Genomic DNA, 14406 nt, shown 5'->3' with positions numbered 1-14406 from the left:
GCCGTTTTTTCCCCGAAGGCACCCGCTCGTGGCAGACAAACGGTACAGCTGCATTGGTTTGTATAACCCCAAATCACCGGAGAACGTCGGTTCGGTGATGCGCGCCGCTGGCTGCTATGGCGTGGCGTCCGTGTTCTACACCGGCAAGCGCTATGAACGCGCCGCCGACTTCGTCACCGACACCAAGCGAGTCCACTACGACATTCCGCTGATCGGCATCGACGACCTGAAAAAAATCCTGCCGCTGGGCTGCGTTCCGGTCGCGGTGGAACTGGTGGACGGCGCCCGCTCGCTGCCGGAATACACGCACCCGGACCGCGCGCTGTACATCTTCGGCCCGGAAGACGGCTCGCTGGATAAAGAGATTCGTGACTGGTGCGAAGACGTGGTCTACATCCCGACCACCGGCTGCATGAACCTCGCGGCCACCGTCAACGTCGTGCTCTATGACCGCCTGTCCAAGGGACTCAATACTCGTTCCGGGGCGAAATTTCGCTGATTCACCGCACATCCGATGGAACAAGCGGCCCGCCTCGGCAGTCAGCTTAATTATCTATTGTTGAAGCAGCTATTCCCGCCAGGAGACAGATCATGAGCGAGCTCAAACGCGTAGAACGCATCGAATCCACCCCGTTCCAGACTCACACTGACCAGAACGTTGAGGGTTGGGAACGCGTTGCTTCCCTGGCCGGTGGTGTGGTGATGGTCGGCAAGGGCCTGCGTCGCGGTGGCGTGTTCGGGTTGATTCAAGTGGCGATCGGCGGTGCGGCCCTGGCGCGTGGGATTACCGGGCACAGTTCGGTGAAAAGCCTGCTGGAGAAAAGCCGTCAGGACATGAACAACGTGCGGGTGAAGATTCAGCGGGCGGGTGAAGAGCTGAACCGGTTGAAGGCAAATGCTGAAGCGGCGACCAATACCGCTACCGTGACGGGCAATGATTCTTTGACGTCGCCAAAAACCGGGGTTTGATCCAGACGACGATCGTTCCCACGCTCGTGGGAACGATCACTGCAGCAACTCGGTATCGAGGACTTTGGAGGACTCGCCAATAACGCTCTCACTGAGCTGAACAAATTCCTTGGTATCCACGCTCTCCAGATGCATCGCCCCTTGCAATACATCATCCAGCGAACGCTTGTTGCGGGTCTTCAAGCGAATCTCGCGATCCAGTTCCTGCAATAACACAACGGCTTTCGAGACCTGCGCCGGACTGGCCTGCTCACCACGCAATGTGCTGACCTTCTGGCTGTCCTTGGCCAACTTTTTCTGCAAACTCTCATACCGCTCATCACTCATGCCGCCGGCGCGGCGCACCAGTTCGATGGCGTAATACTCGGCAAATCCTTCGCTGATCCAGTCACTGCGCTGCTTGGCGTTGATCCGCCCGAACACCTGAGCCAATTCCCGCACCAGCGCACTGGTGCCGCTTTCGCTAACCAGCGGCAGACGCGTGTTCAGATAGATCGATTCGCGCGCGCCCAGACTGCCACGCCACATCGGGTCGTTGGCGCCGACAATCAGCAGTTTGACGGGATGACGGGGATACACCGCCTGCACTTGCGGCCAGACAAAGGTCAGCAATGTCAGCACATCCATGCGGCGCATGCCCTGGCCCTGAGGTGAGGCGACGGTGACCTCGGTTTCCCCAAGCCGCGTGCGACGGCTGCCGAGGTGACCGGCGAGCATCCAGCCCGTGGGCCGGTCGAACAAGCGAGAAACGTTATCGACCCGGAATTTGTTCTTGCCGATTCGCGGCCAGGCGGTTTCAACGCTTTTCCAGCCCGTGGGCAATTCGAATTCAAGGCGTGAAACCAGCTCGATGCCGTCCTGCTGATCGAGTTTGGCCGCTGGTACCAGATCGTCACCGCGCATCAGTGCCCAAGTTGGCGTCATGCGCGTATCGAAGCTGCCGCTCTTGCGCCCGTGGCTGATGCGTACGCGGTAGGTCAGGCTGGACTTGTCGGCGGCCGGACGCCAGACACCACGGGCCTGTTTGCCCGGCGTGAGCTGCCATTGGCCATCGGCCTTGAAGTCGCTGTAGTGGCTGCCGTCACCCAGGTCGAAATCCAGACTGCGCACCGCCGAACCCTGGGCCAGGGTCAGACGCACTTCAGCCTGATCACTTTGCGGCAATAGGCGAACGTGGTAATCCAGATCGACCTTCTTCGCCGCCCACACGGGCGAACTCAGGGCAAAAAGCCCAAAGGCCAACGCCAGCCGCAATCCCACAGCCATACACACTCCTTCGTGAAACGTTAGGCGTTCAACCCGCCCTGAATATCAGATGGTCTTCCCAATCCTCTTCAGCCACGCTGCCTTCAGCGAGCATGCGCCCGGACTGGGAAATACGTTCGTGGTGCACCGCATCGCGATCACCGCACACCAGATGATGCCAGAGCGGCAAGTCCTTGCCTTCGCTGACCAGTCGATAGCCACAGGTCGGTGGCAACCATTTGAACTCATCGGCCTTGCCCGGTGTGAGCTGGATGCAGTCCGGGACGAAATCGCGGCGGTTGGGATAATCGGTGCACTGACAGGTTTTCAGGTCCAGCAGTTTGCAGGCGATGCGCGTGTAGTAAACGCTGTTGTCGTCTTCATCTTCGAGCTTTTGCAGGCAGCACAGGCCACAGCCATCGCACAGCGATTCCCATTCCTCTTGATCAAGTTGATCGAGGGTTTTGCGTATCCAGAACGGTTCGACTTTGGCGGCCATGGCTCAAGCATCAACATCAGGTGGTGAAAAGGCCGCCAGTCTAGTGCCAAGGCCGTTGTCGGCCAAGCATTGGCGACTGCCGGTAGAACGGGACTTGTCAGTTAATGCGCCGCCCAGTAGGGTTTTGCGTCGCCCCTCACTTTCAAACGTAGCAAGGAATCTCTTGATGAGTGCTAATCCACGCGTTGCCGATTATGCCATCCACCCTCAGTTCACCGATCGCTGGTCACCCCGCGCCTTCACCGGCGAAACCATTCCCATCGAGACCCTGCTGAGCTTCTTTGAAGCCGCACGCTGGGCGCCATCGGCTTACAACTCGCAGCCTTGGCGGTTTCTGTACGCGCGTCGCGACACGCCAAACTGGGAGCGCTATCTGGGGCTACTGAACGAATTCAACCGCAGCTGGGCGCAACACGCCTCGGCGCTGGTGATCGTGATCTCGAAAACCACCTTTGCAGTGCCTGGCGCCACCGAAGAAACCCCGGCGCTGTGGCACACCTTCGACACCGGTTCGGCCTGGGGCCATCTGGCGCTGCAAGCGAGCATCAGCGGCTGGCACACCCACGGCATGGCCGGTTTCGACCAGGAACTGACCCGCAAAGAGCTGAACATTCCTGAGGGTTATGCGCTGCACGCTGCGGTGGCTGTGGGCAAACTGGGCGATAAGGCGACGCTGGCGGACTACCTGCAAGCGCGTGAAGAGCCAAGCCCACGTCGTCCGTTGAGCGAGCTGACCGCCGAAGGCGACTTCACCCTCTAAGCCACACCGAAAACCAATGTGGGAGCGAGCTTGCTCGCGATGAGGCCGTCACATTCAACATCAAGGTTGACTGTCACACTGCCATCGCGAGCAAGCTCGCTCCCACAGGTTTTGCACAATATTCAATCAAACGGCGGATTCAATACCCGCGATTGAAATCCACTTCCCCGCGCAACGCCTCATCCGCCTGATACGCCCGCAGGTTTTCGACAAACAGATTCACCATCATCGATGGCGAAGTCGGCGCCGAGCTGTGGCCGGTCAGCAGCAAGCCCCACGCCGTCCAGAACGGGTGACGCTGCGGCAACGGTTCCTGACGGCAGACGTCGATCACGGCACCGGCCAGATGCCCTTCTTTCAAGGCTTCCACCAGGTCCGCATCGACCACTGCCACGCCGCGTCCGACGTTGATGAACAAACCGGTCGGCTTGAATTGCTTGAACAGCGCCGCGTCGTACAAGTCGTGGGTGTTCGGCGTATTCGGCAGCAGATTGATCACGTAATCCACTTCACCCACCAGACGCGGCAAATCAGCCAGCGCCCCCACTTCGACAAACGGGGTCTGCTCACGGGCTTCGCTGGCGATGCCGTACAACTCGACGCCAAATGGCACGAGGAACTGCGCCACGGTCTGCCCGATGTCACCGGTGCCGACGATCAACACTTTGCGGCCGGCCAGGCTTTGGCCCTGGCGACTGTCCCACTTGCGCTCGACCTGGCTGACCAGCCGCGGCAGCACTTCGCGCTCGTGGCCAAGCATGTAGGTCAGCACGTATTCGGCCATGACCTGACCGAAAATCCCCACCGCCCGGGTCAGGCGATAGTGCCGAGGCAAGCCGTCGGCCAGCAGCGGCGTGATACCCGCCCAGGTCGATTGCAGCCATTGTGGCTCGTGGCCCTGACGCAGCAGGGTCGCCAGCAGGTCCGGCTGACCGAGCCAGATCGGACAATCGGCGGCCTGGCTGGCCAGTTCGGCGGAGTCACCGCTGGTCAGCACTTCCAGGTCAGGCGCTGCTTGACGCAACAGCTGGGCGTACACCGGGTGGTCGTGTTCAGCTATCAGAACGCGCATGTTTCAAACCTTTCGAAAACAGTGCAGACGGCCACCGACGGAGTATCGCTCCATCGCCCTGGCCATCGCCAAAATCATTCCAGTGTTTCATAAAGGCTCTGAACAGAGCCTGTCTGCCGATCACATCGGGTCGTTACGTCGCAGCAATTCTTCCGGCAAATGTTCGATGTACTCGTCTTCGGCCGGCGGCATTTGCAAGTGATAACCCTGCTTCTCAAGGTTTTCCAGCACCACGGTGATGTCCTCGCGCGACAGTTTGCGCTCGGGGGTCAGCACCAGGTCGAAGGCGTGATGCGGTTTTCCGAAGGCAGCCATCAGGCTTTCCGGGACGCGCTCCAGTGCATCGCTTTTGAGCACATAGAGGTACATCTCGTTTTTCTTCAGGCTTCGGTAGATGGAGCAAATACGTTTCAAGGCTGTTCTCCGGCGGTGGCCAGGCTGTCGAGCAGCGCCTGGCCCATCAATTCGCGGCGCCAGCCACGCAGCGAATCAGGCAATTGGTAAGGACCATTGGGGTAGCCGCTCTTGAGCAGCGCTTCCAGGGTTTTCTTGCGCAGCATCAGCTCCGGCGCGATGTTCAGGCGCTCGGCTTCGGCCTGGCCGATCGCTCGAAGCTGCTTGACCAGCGTAGCGGCGTCCACCGGTAATGGCTCCGGCACCGCTGGCGGCCATCGATCTGGCGACACACTGCCAGAGCGCTTGATCAGATCAAGCAGAAATTCACCGTCCTGACGCACGGTACGCGGGTGCATGTCTTCGATTTTCGCCAACGCGCCGAGGTTGTCCGGTTGCGTGCGCGCCAACGGCCACAGGGAATGCTCACGAACGATGCGGTTGCGCGGTAGATCACGGGCACGGGCTTCGCGCTCGCGCCAGGCGCACAGTTCACGCAACACCGCGAGTTGAGCGCGGGAGAGCTTCCAGGCCAGTTTGGCGTCGCGATAGACCTCGTACGGATCAACTTCGCGACGCAGGTTGGCCACCAGTTCGGCGCCGTCTTCCAGGACCCAGTCGTACTTGTCGTCAGACAGCTTCGGACGAAGCTGTACGAAAACTTCCGCCAGGTGCAAGGCATCTTCGGCGGCGTAGCTGATTTGGGTGTCCGAAAGTGGGCGTTGCAGCCAGTCGGAACGGGTCTCGCCCTTGGGCAGGTCGATGCCGAGCACTTCCTGCACCAGCCGCGAATAGCCCATGGAGAAACCCAGGTTCAGATAAGCGGCGGCCAGTTGGGTGTCGAACAGTGGCGCCGGCAGGCTGCCGGTCAGGCGCAGCAAGACTTCGAGGTCTTCGCTGCACGCGTGGACGACTTTGACCACGGCTGGGTTTTCCAGCAACGCGGCCAGGGGTTGCCAGTTGTCGATGGTCAGGGGGTCAATCAGGTAAGCGCGTACGCCATCGCCGATCTGCAGCAGGCCTGCGATCGGATAAAAGGTGTCGACCCGCATGAATTCGGTGTCGAGGGCAACGAATGGCAGCTGCTGCCACTCGGCGCAAAACTGACCGAGGCTATCGTTGTCGCGAATCCAGTGAATATCGATGGCCACACGGCTCTCCCTTGAAGAATGGCGCGCAGTATATATCGCCCCCGGCGATTTCCGCGCATCCACTGAACAAGAGCTTTAGCGAAAATGCCTGCCAGAGAGCAAGAAATGTCTGACAAGCGGAGCCTAGCTGGCCTTACGCAGTACGTAGACACGCATCCGCGCACAGCCCGGCAGGAAGTTCTGATGACTGAGCAAGAAAAAAAAGGTTGAAGCACTCACTCTTTGGCCAACACGCCGTCAATCACCGCACCGCGACATCCGGCAAACATATCCAGATCCTGGTTGTACACCTTGCTCTTGACCTCCAGCAAACCGAGCATCGAATGGAACAGGTTGTCCTGGCTCAAGGGCTTTTCACGACTCAGTTGCAGGCAATGGGTGTCCACGGAGAACGACTTTTGATAGCTGTCGGAGAACCAGGCCAGCATCGCGACATGCTTTTGTTGTTCCGGCGCCAGCATGTAAGGCGTGCCGTGGAGGAACAAGTTGTACTCGCCCAGTGATTCGCCGTGGTCCGACAAATAGAGCATCGCGGTATCGACTTTGTCCTGATTGTTACGCAACAGATCGATCAGGGTGGACAGCACGTGATCGGTATACACCAGGGTGTTGTCGTAACCATTGACGATACTTTCGCGACTGCAATTGTTCAGGGCGTTGCTTTCACAAACCGGGGTGAAGCGTTCGTATTCTTTCGGGTAGCGCTTGAAGTATTCCGGACCGTGACTGCCCATCTGGTGCAACACCAGTACCGTGTCTTCATCCAGGGTATCGATGAAGTGCTGCAAACCCTGCAGCAGGATTTCATCGCGGCATTCACTATTGGCGCACAGCACCGGATCTTTCAGGTTACTGACGTCGTCGAGGGTGACCCGATCGCAAGTGCCTTTGCAGCCCGATTGGTTATCGCGCCAGATCACGTCGAGGCCCGCGCGTTTGAGCACGTCCAGCAGGCCTTCCTGATTCTTTGCCTTGCTGGCGTTGTAATCTTTGCGGCCCATGTCGGAGAACATGCACGGCACCGACACCGCGGTTTCCGTCCCGCAGGAATGCACGTTGGTGAAAGCGATCAGGCCAGCTTCTTTATTCAGTTTGGGTGTGGTGTCGCGGTCATACCCTAGAATGCCGAAGTTCTCGGCCCGGGCACTTTCACCCACCACCAGCACCGTCAGGGATTTGCGGCCATGGGTTTGCCAGGCGGGATTTCGCTGGGCATCTTCGCCCAGTGTGACGAAGGGCTGTTGCGCCGACGCGACCTGCTCACGCAGATAGCCAGCCGAGGCACCAATGTAGTTGCTGGGTACTATCATCAGGCGCAACTCATGGTGATTGCGAAACAACGAAGACAGGCCCTGATAGTTAATCAGTGCAACACCTCCGATCACGGCAACCGACGCGACACTTACCAGAGCCTTACTCAATAGCTCACGGTGCCAGCGGCGGTAATCAACCGGAACCCCCCACAACAACAACGACGGCAAAACACCCAGCAAAAGTATATAAACAAGCAACTTCAATGACAGCAAGTCGCGCACTTCCGTCGCATTGGTTTGCGCAAAGTTACGCAACATGCCGGTGTCAATCAAAACACCATATTGGCTCATGAAGTACGCCACGCCCGCACTGACCATGAAGATCAGCGTCAGGACCGGTTTCATCATGGGCCGGAAAGCCAGCAGGGTCAGCACAATGTTAAAAGCGGCCAGGATCATCAATCCGAAAGCCACGCGCATGACGATGCCCTTACCGTCAGACGTCGTGATTTCAAACAGGTGTTGCCAGAGAACAAGATTGAAGCCCGTTAATAGAAAGGCGCTGGCAATCAGTGTCACCCACTCGGGGCGCACGGCTTTAATCTTCAACATGATGATCGGCTGTTCCTGAAAAGAAGTGCCTTCGGTAAATGTGAAAATTTCATTTACCGCGACAGCACTAACTTTAGGCAGCCAACCATCAATTTTTTGTGAAAAAAAAGCCAACAATTAGTTGGCTCATGGCACTAGGCCAAAACTTTTAACTTATTTGAGAATGGTTCAGGTTCTGTTCAGGCTTGATTCAAATACCAGCGCCAGTCCTGCTCACCGACTTCGCCCATGAACTGTCGATACTCGGCACGTTTTACCGCCAGGTAAACGCCGAGGAACTCACCGCCGAACGCTTCCCGTGCCCAGTTCGAACCTTCAAGCGCCCGCAACGTGGTCAGCCAGTCAGTCGGCAACAGTTCCGTGGCCTGGGCGTATCCATTGCCCTCCACCGGCGCGCCAGGATCGAGTTGTTCGCGTATACCGCGATGGATCCCGGCCAGAATCGCCGCGGCCGCCAGATACGGGTTGGCGTCGGCGCCACAGATGCGGTGTTCGATATGCCGGGAAAACGCCGGTCCGCCGGGCACGCGTAAACTCACGGTGCGGTTGTCCACGCCCCAGGTGGCCGCCAGCGGCGCATAGCTGTTGGTCTGGAAGCGACGGTAAGAGTTGGCGTTCGGACAGAACAGCAGCAACGAATCGAGCAAGGTGCTGAGCATCCCGCCGACCGCCTGTTTGAGTAGTGGCGTGCCGTCCGGGGCTTCGCTGGCGAACAGGTTGTTGCCCTCCTTGTCCGCCAGGCTGACGTGCATGTGCATGCCAGTGCCCGCCAAGTCATCGAACGGTTTGGCCATGAAGCACGCCGTCATCCCGTGCTTGTGGGCCACGCCTTTGACCAGCCGTTTGTAGCGCACCGCTTCGTCCATCGCCTGCAAGGCGTCGGTGCGGTGTTCGAGGGTGATTTCCACTTGCCCCGGCGCGTATTCGGAAATCGCCGTGCGCGCCGGAATGCCCTGGAGCTTGCAGGCGCTGTAGAGATCAGCCAGAAACGGCTCGATCTGTTCCAGTTCACGCAAGCCGTAGACCTGAGTCCCACGGGGCCGCCCGCCATCGACATCCCGCGCCGGCTGCGGCCGACCGTCGCTGTCGCGCTGCTGATCCAGCAGGTAGAACTCCAGCTCCGCCGCCATCACCGGGTAATAACCGTCGGCCTGCAAGCCCTCGATGACTTTCGCCAGCAGATGCCGTGGATCGGCAATCGTCGCGGGCATGCCTTCCTTCGGGTGCATGCTGACCTGCACCGCCGCCGTAGGAATCAGCCGCCAGGGCATGCGCGTCAAACTGCCACTGATCGGGTAAGCCCGGCAGTCGATATCGCCAACGTCCCAGACCAGGCCGGAGTTCTCCACGTCGTCGCCGTTGATGGTCAGGCCAAGAATGGTGCTCGGCAATGGCCGTCCGCTTTCGTAAACCGCCAGCAATTCATCGCGATGCAGCAACTTGCCCCGAGGCACACCGTTGTTGTCGAGGATGAACAACTCGAACATCTCGATATCCGGGTTCTGTTCAAGAAAGGTCAGGGCTTCTTGCTTGGAGGCGAAGGATGTCGTGGCAAAACTCATGGGAATTCTCTTATTTCCGCGTCAGGCAAACGCACAGGCGCCGCCACTTTGATCCCGGCGCGCAGCGCGGGACCTGTAAGAACAATCAACGGGAAATGCAGGAATCCGGTGGGCGCGCGTGACGGCAGTGCCACAGCGCCCAGAAGGCTAATTCGGAGGGAAGTGTGACGGGACAACCGTCCATAGAAAAAACCACAGAGAACAGATGACCAGCAGCGTCACACGGGAGGTTAAGTCGTTAAATCGGGATTTGAAGAACTTTGGTTACGGACTCGCTAAACATTGTTCGCGCCTTTCAGCTTCACACCGCCGTATTTAATTTCTAAATACTGCTCCGGACTTTCTGATTTGCGGCCTGCAGACCTCGCGCGCCTAATTGGCTCCTTGTCATTCAAGGTCCGATAGATGGAAAACGTTCGCGCAACCTCCCGCCCTGCCCTCTGGCTGATGTTCAGCATCATCCTGGTCGCCCTGAACCTGCGACCCTCCATCGCCGCCGTCGGTCCTTTGCTGTCGGCGATTCGTGGCGACATTGCGCTGAGTTTCAGCCTGGCCTCGCTGCTGACCATGCTGCCAGTGATGGCGATGGGGCTGGCGATGTTCTTTGGGCTGAGCGTCAGTCAACGAATCGGCGAACAACGCACCGTGGTGCTCTCCCTGCTGATCATCGGCGTGGCTACGGTGTCGCGATTGTTCCTCGATTCGGCGGCCGAACTGATCCTCAGCGCCGTGCTGGCGGGCATCGGTATCGCGATGATCCAGGCGTTGATGCCGACGCTGATCAAATCCCGCTTCAGCGATAACGTTTCCGTGTGCATGGGGCTCTACGTCACGTCGATCATGGGCGGCGCAGCGATTGCGGCGTCGTTTGCACCGCTGGTGATGATCCGCACCGGCAGCTGGCGCATGGGCCTGGCAATCTGGGCGGCGCTGGCGCTGGTAGCGTTGCTGTTTTGGTGCATGCAACGCGAAAGGATGCCGGCGCAGTCAGTTCAGGCGCAACGCAATGGGTCCTTCTTCGGTAATTCCCGCGCCTGGTTACTCGCAATCTTCTTCGGGCTGGGCACGGCGTCCTACACCTGTGTGCTGGCCTGGCTGGCGCCGTACTACGTCGAAAAGGGTTGGAGCGAACAAAACGCCGGGTTACTGCTGGGTTTCTTGACCGCCATGGAAGTGTTGTCCGGCCTGCTGACACCGGCCATCGCCAACCGCAGCCGAGACCGACGCGTGGTACTGGTGGTGTTACTGGCGCTAATCATGGCCGGTTTCTGCGGGCTTATTCTCAGCCCGCAACACCTGAGCCTGTTGTGGCCATGTCTGTTAGGGCTCGGCATCGGCGGACTGTTCCCGATGAGCCTCATCGTGTCCCTGGATCATCTGGATAATCCCCAGCGTGCCGGCGGCCTGACCGCGTTCGTGCAAGGCATCGGCTATCTGATTGCCGGTCTCTCGCCGCTGATTGCCGGGTTGATCCGCGATCAGCTCGGCAGCTTCGAATGGGCCTGGTGGTCACTGACCGGCGTCATGGCACTGATGATCCTGATGGTCTTGCGCTTCGATCCGCGACATTACGCCCAACACATTCACTGACCCGGAACCCACATCATGAAACACACCGGTTTCGTCGCCGCTCACGTCGGCATGTTGCTCTGGGCAATGTTGATCGCTGCATCGTTTTCTGCGGCAGCACAGGTCAGTCAGGCCATCGACCCGATCCTGTTGACCGGTTTGCGCCTGCTGTTCTGCGCCCTGGTGTTTTTGCCACTGCTGCTATTCAAGGGCGATACCACCATGGCCGCCGGCGGACTGATCGGCCATGCCGTGCTCGGCTTGCTGCTGGCGGTGTATTTCGGCTCGCTGTTCGAGGCACTGCGCTACACCTCGGCGGTCAACACCGGAACGATGTTCACCTTGGTGCCACTGCTGACATTACTTTTCGAAGCCGTTTTGATGCCCGACAGCAACCTGAAACAGCGGGTGCTGCCGATGCTGATTGCCGCTGCCGGGGCCGTGCTGCTGGTGTTGAAAGGCGTAGGCCCTGGTGAGGTGCCATCGCCGTATGCAGTGTCGGTCTATGGCGTCGGTTGCCTAGCGATGGCGCTCTACTCGCCCCTGAGTCAACGGCTCAAGGCCACCAGTCTCAAGGGTCGCGGCCCGGTGGGCATGACCTTCTGGAACATGCTGTTCGGCGCGCTGTTTCTGCTGGCGTTCTGTGGATTCAGCGGCGGCTGGCGATCGGCGTCATTGCTGACCGTGAGCGATTTCCGCTGGCTGATCTACCTGGCGGTGTTCGCCACGCTGGCGACCTTCTGGCTGCTGCATCGGGCAATCGGCGTCATCGCCCCTTCCTCGGTCATTTCCTACATTTACCTGAGCACGCTGTTTCTCACGTTGTTTCACTGGTTCTGGTTACGTCAGTCGCCGCTGCCGCTGGAAATCATCGGGGCGTTGCTCGTGGGAGTCGGTATGTTGGCGCTATTGATGTCCAGCCGCCGCGGGTTGCCTGCAGCCGTTCAGGGCTGAAGGCCTCTGGAACTACCCCACAACTTTCCATGAAAGTTCCTACAGGGCATTCTCCTGGCACCATCGTTCCGCTAGGATCACTCGCACAAATTTGCGCACAGTCAGCGCAAGGGGCACAGCGAGACGGAACGGATGCTGAACAGTAACTTGCTTAGAAAGCTCGATATGCAGGACCTCATGGTGTTTATCGCTGTGTATGAGCAAAGCAGCGTCACCGGTGTATCCGAGGCACTCTGCGTCAGCCAGTCCACTGTGAGCTACTGCCTGAAAAAACTGCGCGCCAGTTTCGAAGACGAGCTGTTCATCAATACCCGCGCGGGTATGCGCCCCACCTACAAAGCCAGCACCATGTACACCCACGTGCTGAAGATCCTCGAAAGCATCAACCAGTGCCACGCCGGTACGCAGGCGTTCGACCCGACCTTGCAACCCGTAACCTTCAATATCTGCGCACCTGAATACTTCGAGCAGTTGATCCTGCCGCGCCTGTTGAAAAGCTTCGATTTCGCCGACTTTCCGGTGATGGTCAACATGCACAAGTTCGAAACCGACATCCCGGCCGAAGAACTGCGCGACGGCAGCCTCGACCTGGTAATTTGCTTCGGCCCGAACTTTCATCGCAGTCACGGCGATTTCAAATCCCGGAGGCTGCTGGAGGATGACCTGGTCTGTGTCTTCGACAAACGTGCCACACCGCCGGAGCCGCGTTTAAGCCTGCAAGCCTTTGTCGAACGCCGGCACGTGTTCCCGACACCTTGGACATCCACCACCAACATGGTCGACGGCTGGCTGGCGCAGCAGGCGCAAAAACGGCAGATCGTCGCGCGCTCCAACAGCTACAGCGCGGCGCTGAAGATGATCACCGGCACCGACTTCATCGTGACCCTGCCTCGGCGCATCCAGCAATTGCTGGCCAACGAGGCAATCTTCAATCACTGCGAAGTGCCTGACGGCTTGCCGGGTTTCAGCCTCGACATGCAGTGGAGCCAGAATGCCGATCAGGACAGCGCCAACACCTGGCTGCGCGAACAAGTGATCAAAGCCTGCACCGAGCAGGAAATGACCTGAAACTCAGTGGCTGATGGCTATCTTGGTGTAGGACTCTCGATCGATGTCGAGGATTTCCACGGCCAACTGGACTTCAATGTCCGTCGGCCATTCACACAGCTCCTGCACCACAGCCAGCAAACTTTCGGACAACTGTTTCTTGATCTGCGGTGAGCGACCGCTCAACAGCGCCAGTTTCACATGCACAAAGGCTCGCTCACCCAACACCGTGCCGACCTTGAACGTCTCAACCTTTACCGCTCGGCTCTTGATGTCGTATTCGGCAGCAAACTGACCGGAAGCCACCAACGCATTGTTGAGCCGAATCAACGCCACGTCGGCATTGAGCTCGGGCAGGTTGGCGGTGTATTCCATGTGCAGGTGAGGCATGACGGCGCTCCTAAATTAATGGCAGTGCGAAAAAAAAAGAATGAAGACGATAGCCGCACATTCAATTGTTCCCCCAAATGCTCCGTACTCTACTATCGTTTCCAGATCAGGTCTGAAATTAGAAGTGTGCCGTTAATTGATCATGACGCTGAAACAGCAAGCGTCCTCTCCAGCAGTGAGGAGGTAACCCGGAAAAATCTGAATCAAGGATCGAACACCATGAATCGTCTCTACGTCGCAAGGGCCCTGTCCGTTATTTCTCACTACGCACATGCTCTTGACCCAGGTGAAGAAAGCCGGGAAGGAGCTCCTAGCGCAAACTTTGACTATCTCGCTTATGCCGTCACTTGGCAGCCGACATTTTGCCTGTTGAAACCCGCCACAGCCGGATGTAACAAACCGAAAAACGTCTTTTACACCCACGGTATCTGGCCGTATTACAACAGCACCGACCAATCGGCCAATCGCCACCCCTCTTCCTGCATCAAGTCCGCAGGATGTAATCAGACTGAAGCCGTTTGCGAACTTTCAACAACTGTCCAGGCACAGGCCCAGGCCGACAATCGCTTTTCTAAAATTGTCACCGAGTCACCTGAATACCTGATGAAACACGAATGGCAAAAACACGGCACCTGCTATGGAACCAGCCAACGTGAATACTTCGAGGATTTTGTGAAGTTGCGCAGCGCCGTCAACTACAGTACGGAGTTCAACGAATATCAGGGTAAATCCCTGGATCTGGAAAAATTAAAAGCGCTGTTTCCGTCCAACACCTCATTTCGTTGTGCGAGCCAAGGCGGCAAACAGTATCTATTCGAAGTGTTCTTTCTGATCAACAGGCAGGGGCAGCCGTACACCCAGGATAAAAAGCTGCAAATCGGAGAGAAGTGTCAGTTACAGGAAACCCATATCCCGGCAGCTTGATCACTT

Annotated in this window: 15 protein-coding genes and 1 pseudogene; 7 read left to right on the top strand and 9 right to left on the bottom strand. The window is 58.3% G+C overall.

Annotated elements, in window-relative coordinates:
* Nucleotides 1–28: 28 nt before the first annotated feature.
* Both ACYZT7_RS08495 and ACYZT7_RS08490 read left to right on the top strand, forming a co-directional pair.
* Nucleotides 29–499 (top strand): RNA methyltransferase, encoded by a 471-nt coding sequence (locus ACYZT7_RS08495; protein ID WP_129441984.1) that lies wholly within the window; start codon nt 29–31, stop codon nt 497–499.
* A 92-nt stretch (nt 500–591) separates the two neighbouring features.
* Nucleotides 592–969: a YgaP family membrane protein gene (locus tag ACYZT7_RS08490; RefSeq protein ID WP_462040683.1), complete on the top strand. Its 378-nt coding sequence runs from the start codon at nt 592–594 to the stop codon at nt 967–969.
* Nucleotides 970–1005: 36 nt separating this feature from the next.
* Here the strand turns inward: ACYZT7_RS08490 and ACYZT7_RS08485 are convergent, their stop codons facing one another.
* Both ACYZT7_RS08485 and ACYZT7_RS08480 read right to left on the bottom strand, forming a co-directional pair.
* Nucleotides 1006–2235 carry a hypothetical protein gene (locus tag ACYZT7_RS08485; protein ID WP_462040682.1) on the bottom strand — a complete coding sequence of 410 codons (1230 nt, stop codon included), beginning with the start codon at nt 2233–2235 and terminating at the stop codon, nt 1006–1008.
* A gap of 28 nt (nt 2236–2263) precedes the next feature.
* Entirely contained in the window at nt 2264–2713 is a 450-nt protein-coding gene (locus ACYZT7_RS08480) for a YcgN family cysteine cluster protein (protein ID WP_449642509.1), read from the bottom strand.
* A 166-nt stretch (nt 2714–2879) separates the two neighbouring features.
* Here ACYZT7_RS08480 and ACYZT7_RS08475 point away from each other — a divergent pair, with 166 nt between their 5' ends.
* Nucleotides 2880–3473 (top strand): nitroreductase family protein, encoded by a 594-nt coding sequence (locus ACYZT7_RS08475; RefSeq protein WP_462040681.1) that lies wholly within the window; start codon nt 2880–2882, stop codon nt 3471–3473.
* 139 nt (nt 3474–3612) lie between these two features.
* Here ACYZT7_RS08475 and ACYZT7_RS08470 read toward each other — a convergent pair whose 3' ends face one another.
* From ACYZT7_RS08470 to ACYZT7_RS08445, 6 genes and pseudogenes are all read right to left on the bottom strand, one after another.
* Nucleotides 3613–4545 carry a D-2-hydroxyacid dehydrogenase gene (locus ACYZT7_RS08470; RefSeq protein WP_462040680.1) on the bottom strand — a complete coding sequence of 311 codons (933 nt, stop codon included), beginning with the start codon at nt 4543–4545 and terminating at the stop codon, nt 3613–3615.
* A gap of 120 nt (nt 4546–4665) precedes the next feature.
* Entirely contained in the window at nt 4666–4959 is a 294-nt protein-coding gene (locus ACYZT7_RS08465) for a YcgL domain-containing protein (RefSeq protein ID WP_007898694.1), read from the bottom strand.
* The gene (gene rnd / locus ACYZT7_RS08460) at nt 4956–6089 is read right to left on the bottom strand and encodes a ribonuclease D (RefSeq protein ID WP_462040679.1); all 1134 of its coding nucleotides are present in this window, start codon (nt 6087–6089) and stop codon (nt 4956–4958) included. The genes ACYZT7_RS08465 and rnd overlap by 4 nt, the downstream gene beginning before the upstream one ends.
* Nucleotides 6090–6212: 123 nt before the next feature.
* Nucleotides 6213–6290 (bottom strand): annotated as a pseudogene (locus ACYZT7_RS08455) (class I SAM-dependent methyltransferase); the annotation flags it as partial.
* 14 nt (nt 6291–6304) lie between these two features.
* Nucleotides 6305–7954 (bottom strand): phosphoethanolamine transferase, encoded by a 1650-nt coding sequence (locus ACYZT7_RS08450; RefSeq protein WP_462040678.1) that lies wholly within the window; start codon nt 7952–7954, stop codon nt 6305–6307.
* A 179-nt stretch (nt 7955–8133) separates the two neighbouring features.
* Entirely contained in the window at nt 8134–9516 is a 1383-nt protein-coding gene (locus tag ACYZT7_RS08445) for a glutamine synthetase family protein (protein ID WP_462040677.1), read from the bottom strand.
* 405 nt (nt 9517–9921) lie between these two features.
* Here ACYZT7_RS08445 and ACYZT7_RS08440 point away from each other — a divergent pair, with 405 nt between their 5' ends.
* The 3 genes from ACYZT7_RS08440 to ACYZT7_RS08430 all read left to right on the top strand — a co-directional run bounded on the left by ACYZT7_RS08440 (nt 9922) and on the right by ACYZT7_RS08430 (nt 13107).
* Nucleotides 9922–11106, top strand: a complete 1185-nt coding sequence (locus tag ACYZT7_RS08440) for a cyanate transporter (RefSeq protein ID WP_462040676.1) — start codon at nt 9922–9924, stop codon at nt 11104–11106.
* 15 nt (nt 11107–11121) lie between these two features.
* Complete coding sequence (locus ACYZT7_RS08435) at nt 11122–12039, top strand: DMT family transporter (protein ID WP_462040675.1); 918 nt, start codon at nt 11122–11124, stop codon at nt 12037–12039.
* Nucleotides 12040–12171: 132 nt separating this feature from the next.
* Nucleotides 12172–13107 carry a LysR family transcriptional regulator gene (locus ACYZT7_RS08430; RefSeq protein ID WP_462040674.1) on the top strand — a complete coding sequence of 312 codons (936 nt, stop codon included), beginning with the start codon at nt 12172–12174 and terminating at the stop codon, nt 13105–13107.
* A 3-nt stretch (nt 13108–13110) separates the two neighbouring features.
* On the opposite strand, the gene ACYZT7_RS08425 is transcribed toward ACYZT7_RS08430, so the two are convergent.
* Nucleotides 13111–13476: a 5-carboxymethyl-2-hydroxymuconate Delta-isomerase gene (locus ACYZT7_RS08425; protein ID WP_462040673.1), complete on the bottom strand. Its 366-nt coding sequence runs from the start codon at nt 13474–13476 to the stop codon at nt 13111–13113.
* A 219-nt stretch (nt 13477–13695) separates the two neighbouring features.
* Here ACYZT7_RS08425 and ACYZT7_RS08420 point away from each other — a divergent pair, with 219 nt between their 5' ends.
* The gene (locus ACYZT7_RS08420; RefSeq protein ID WP_462040672.1) at nt 13696–14400 is read left to right on the top strand and encodes a ribonuclease T2 family protein; all 705 of its coding nucleotides are present in this window, start codon (nt 13696–13698) and stop codon (nt 14398–14400) included.
* The last annotated feature ends 6 nt before the right edge of the window (nt 14401–14406 follow it).

The sequence above is a fragment of the Pseudomonas sp. RT4P38 genome (assembly GCF_054897765.1).
The sequence above is the reverse complement of the archived record's forward strand: the minus strand, read 5'-3'. Positions and strand labels throughout refer to the sequence as shown.

Excerpts from the sequence above, each read along its gene's own strand:
- ACYZT7_RS08490 (WP_462040683.1), top strand. The coding sequence starts at position 592 with ATGAGCGAGCTCAAACGCGTAGAACGCATCGAATCCACCCCGTTCCAG.
- ACYZT7_RS08485 (WP_462040682.1), bottom strand. The coding sequence starts at position 2,235 with ATGGCTGTGGGATTGCGGCTGGCGTTGGCCTTTGGGCTTTTTGCCCTG.
- ACYZT7_RS08480 (WP_449642509.1), bottom strand. The coding sequence starts at position 2,713 with ATGGCCGCCAAAGTCGAACCGTTCTGGATACGCAAAACCCTCGATCAA.
- ACYZT7_RS08475 (WP_462040681.1), top strand. The coding sequence starts at position 2,880 with ATGAGTGCTAATCCACGCGTTGCCGATTATGCCATCCACCCTCAGTTC.
- ACYZT7_RS08470 (WP_462040680.1), bottom strand. The coding sequence starts at position 4,545 with ATGCGCGTTCTGATAGCTGAACACGACCACCCGGTGTACGCCCAGCTG.
- ACYZT7_RS08450 (WP_462040678.1), bottom strand. The coding sequence starts at position 7,954 with ATGTTGAAGATTAAAGCCGTGCGCCCCGAGTGGGTGACACTGATTGCC.
- ACYZT7_RS08445 (WP_462040677.1), bottom strand. The coding sequence starts at position 9,516 with ATGAGTTTTGCCACGACATCCTTCGCCTCCAAGCAAGAAGCCCTGACC.
- ACYZT7_RS08440 (WP_462040676.1), top strand. The coding sequence starts at position 9,922 with ATGGAAAACGTTCGCGCAACCTCCCGCCCTGCCCTCTGGCTGATGTTC.
- ACYZT7_RS08435 (WP_462040675.1), top strand. The coding sequence starts at position 11,122 with ATGAAACACACCGGTTTCGTCGCCGCTCACGTCGGCATGTTGCTCTGG.
- ACYZT7_RS08430 (WP_462040674.1), top strand. The coding sequence starts at position 12,172 with ATGCTGAACAGTAACTTGCTTAGAAAGCTCGATATGCAGGACCTCATG.
- ACYZT7_RS08425 (WP_462040673.1), bottom strand. The coding sequence starts at position 13,476 with ATGCCTCACCTGCACATGGAATACACCGCCAACCTGCCCGAGCTCAAT.
- ACYZT7_RS08420 (WP_462040672.1), top strand. The coding sequence starts at position 13,696 with ATGAATCGTCTCTACGTCGCAAGGGCCCTGTCCGTTATTTCTCACTAC.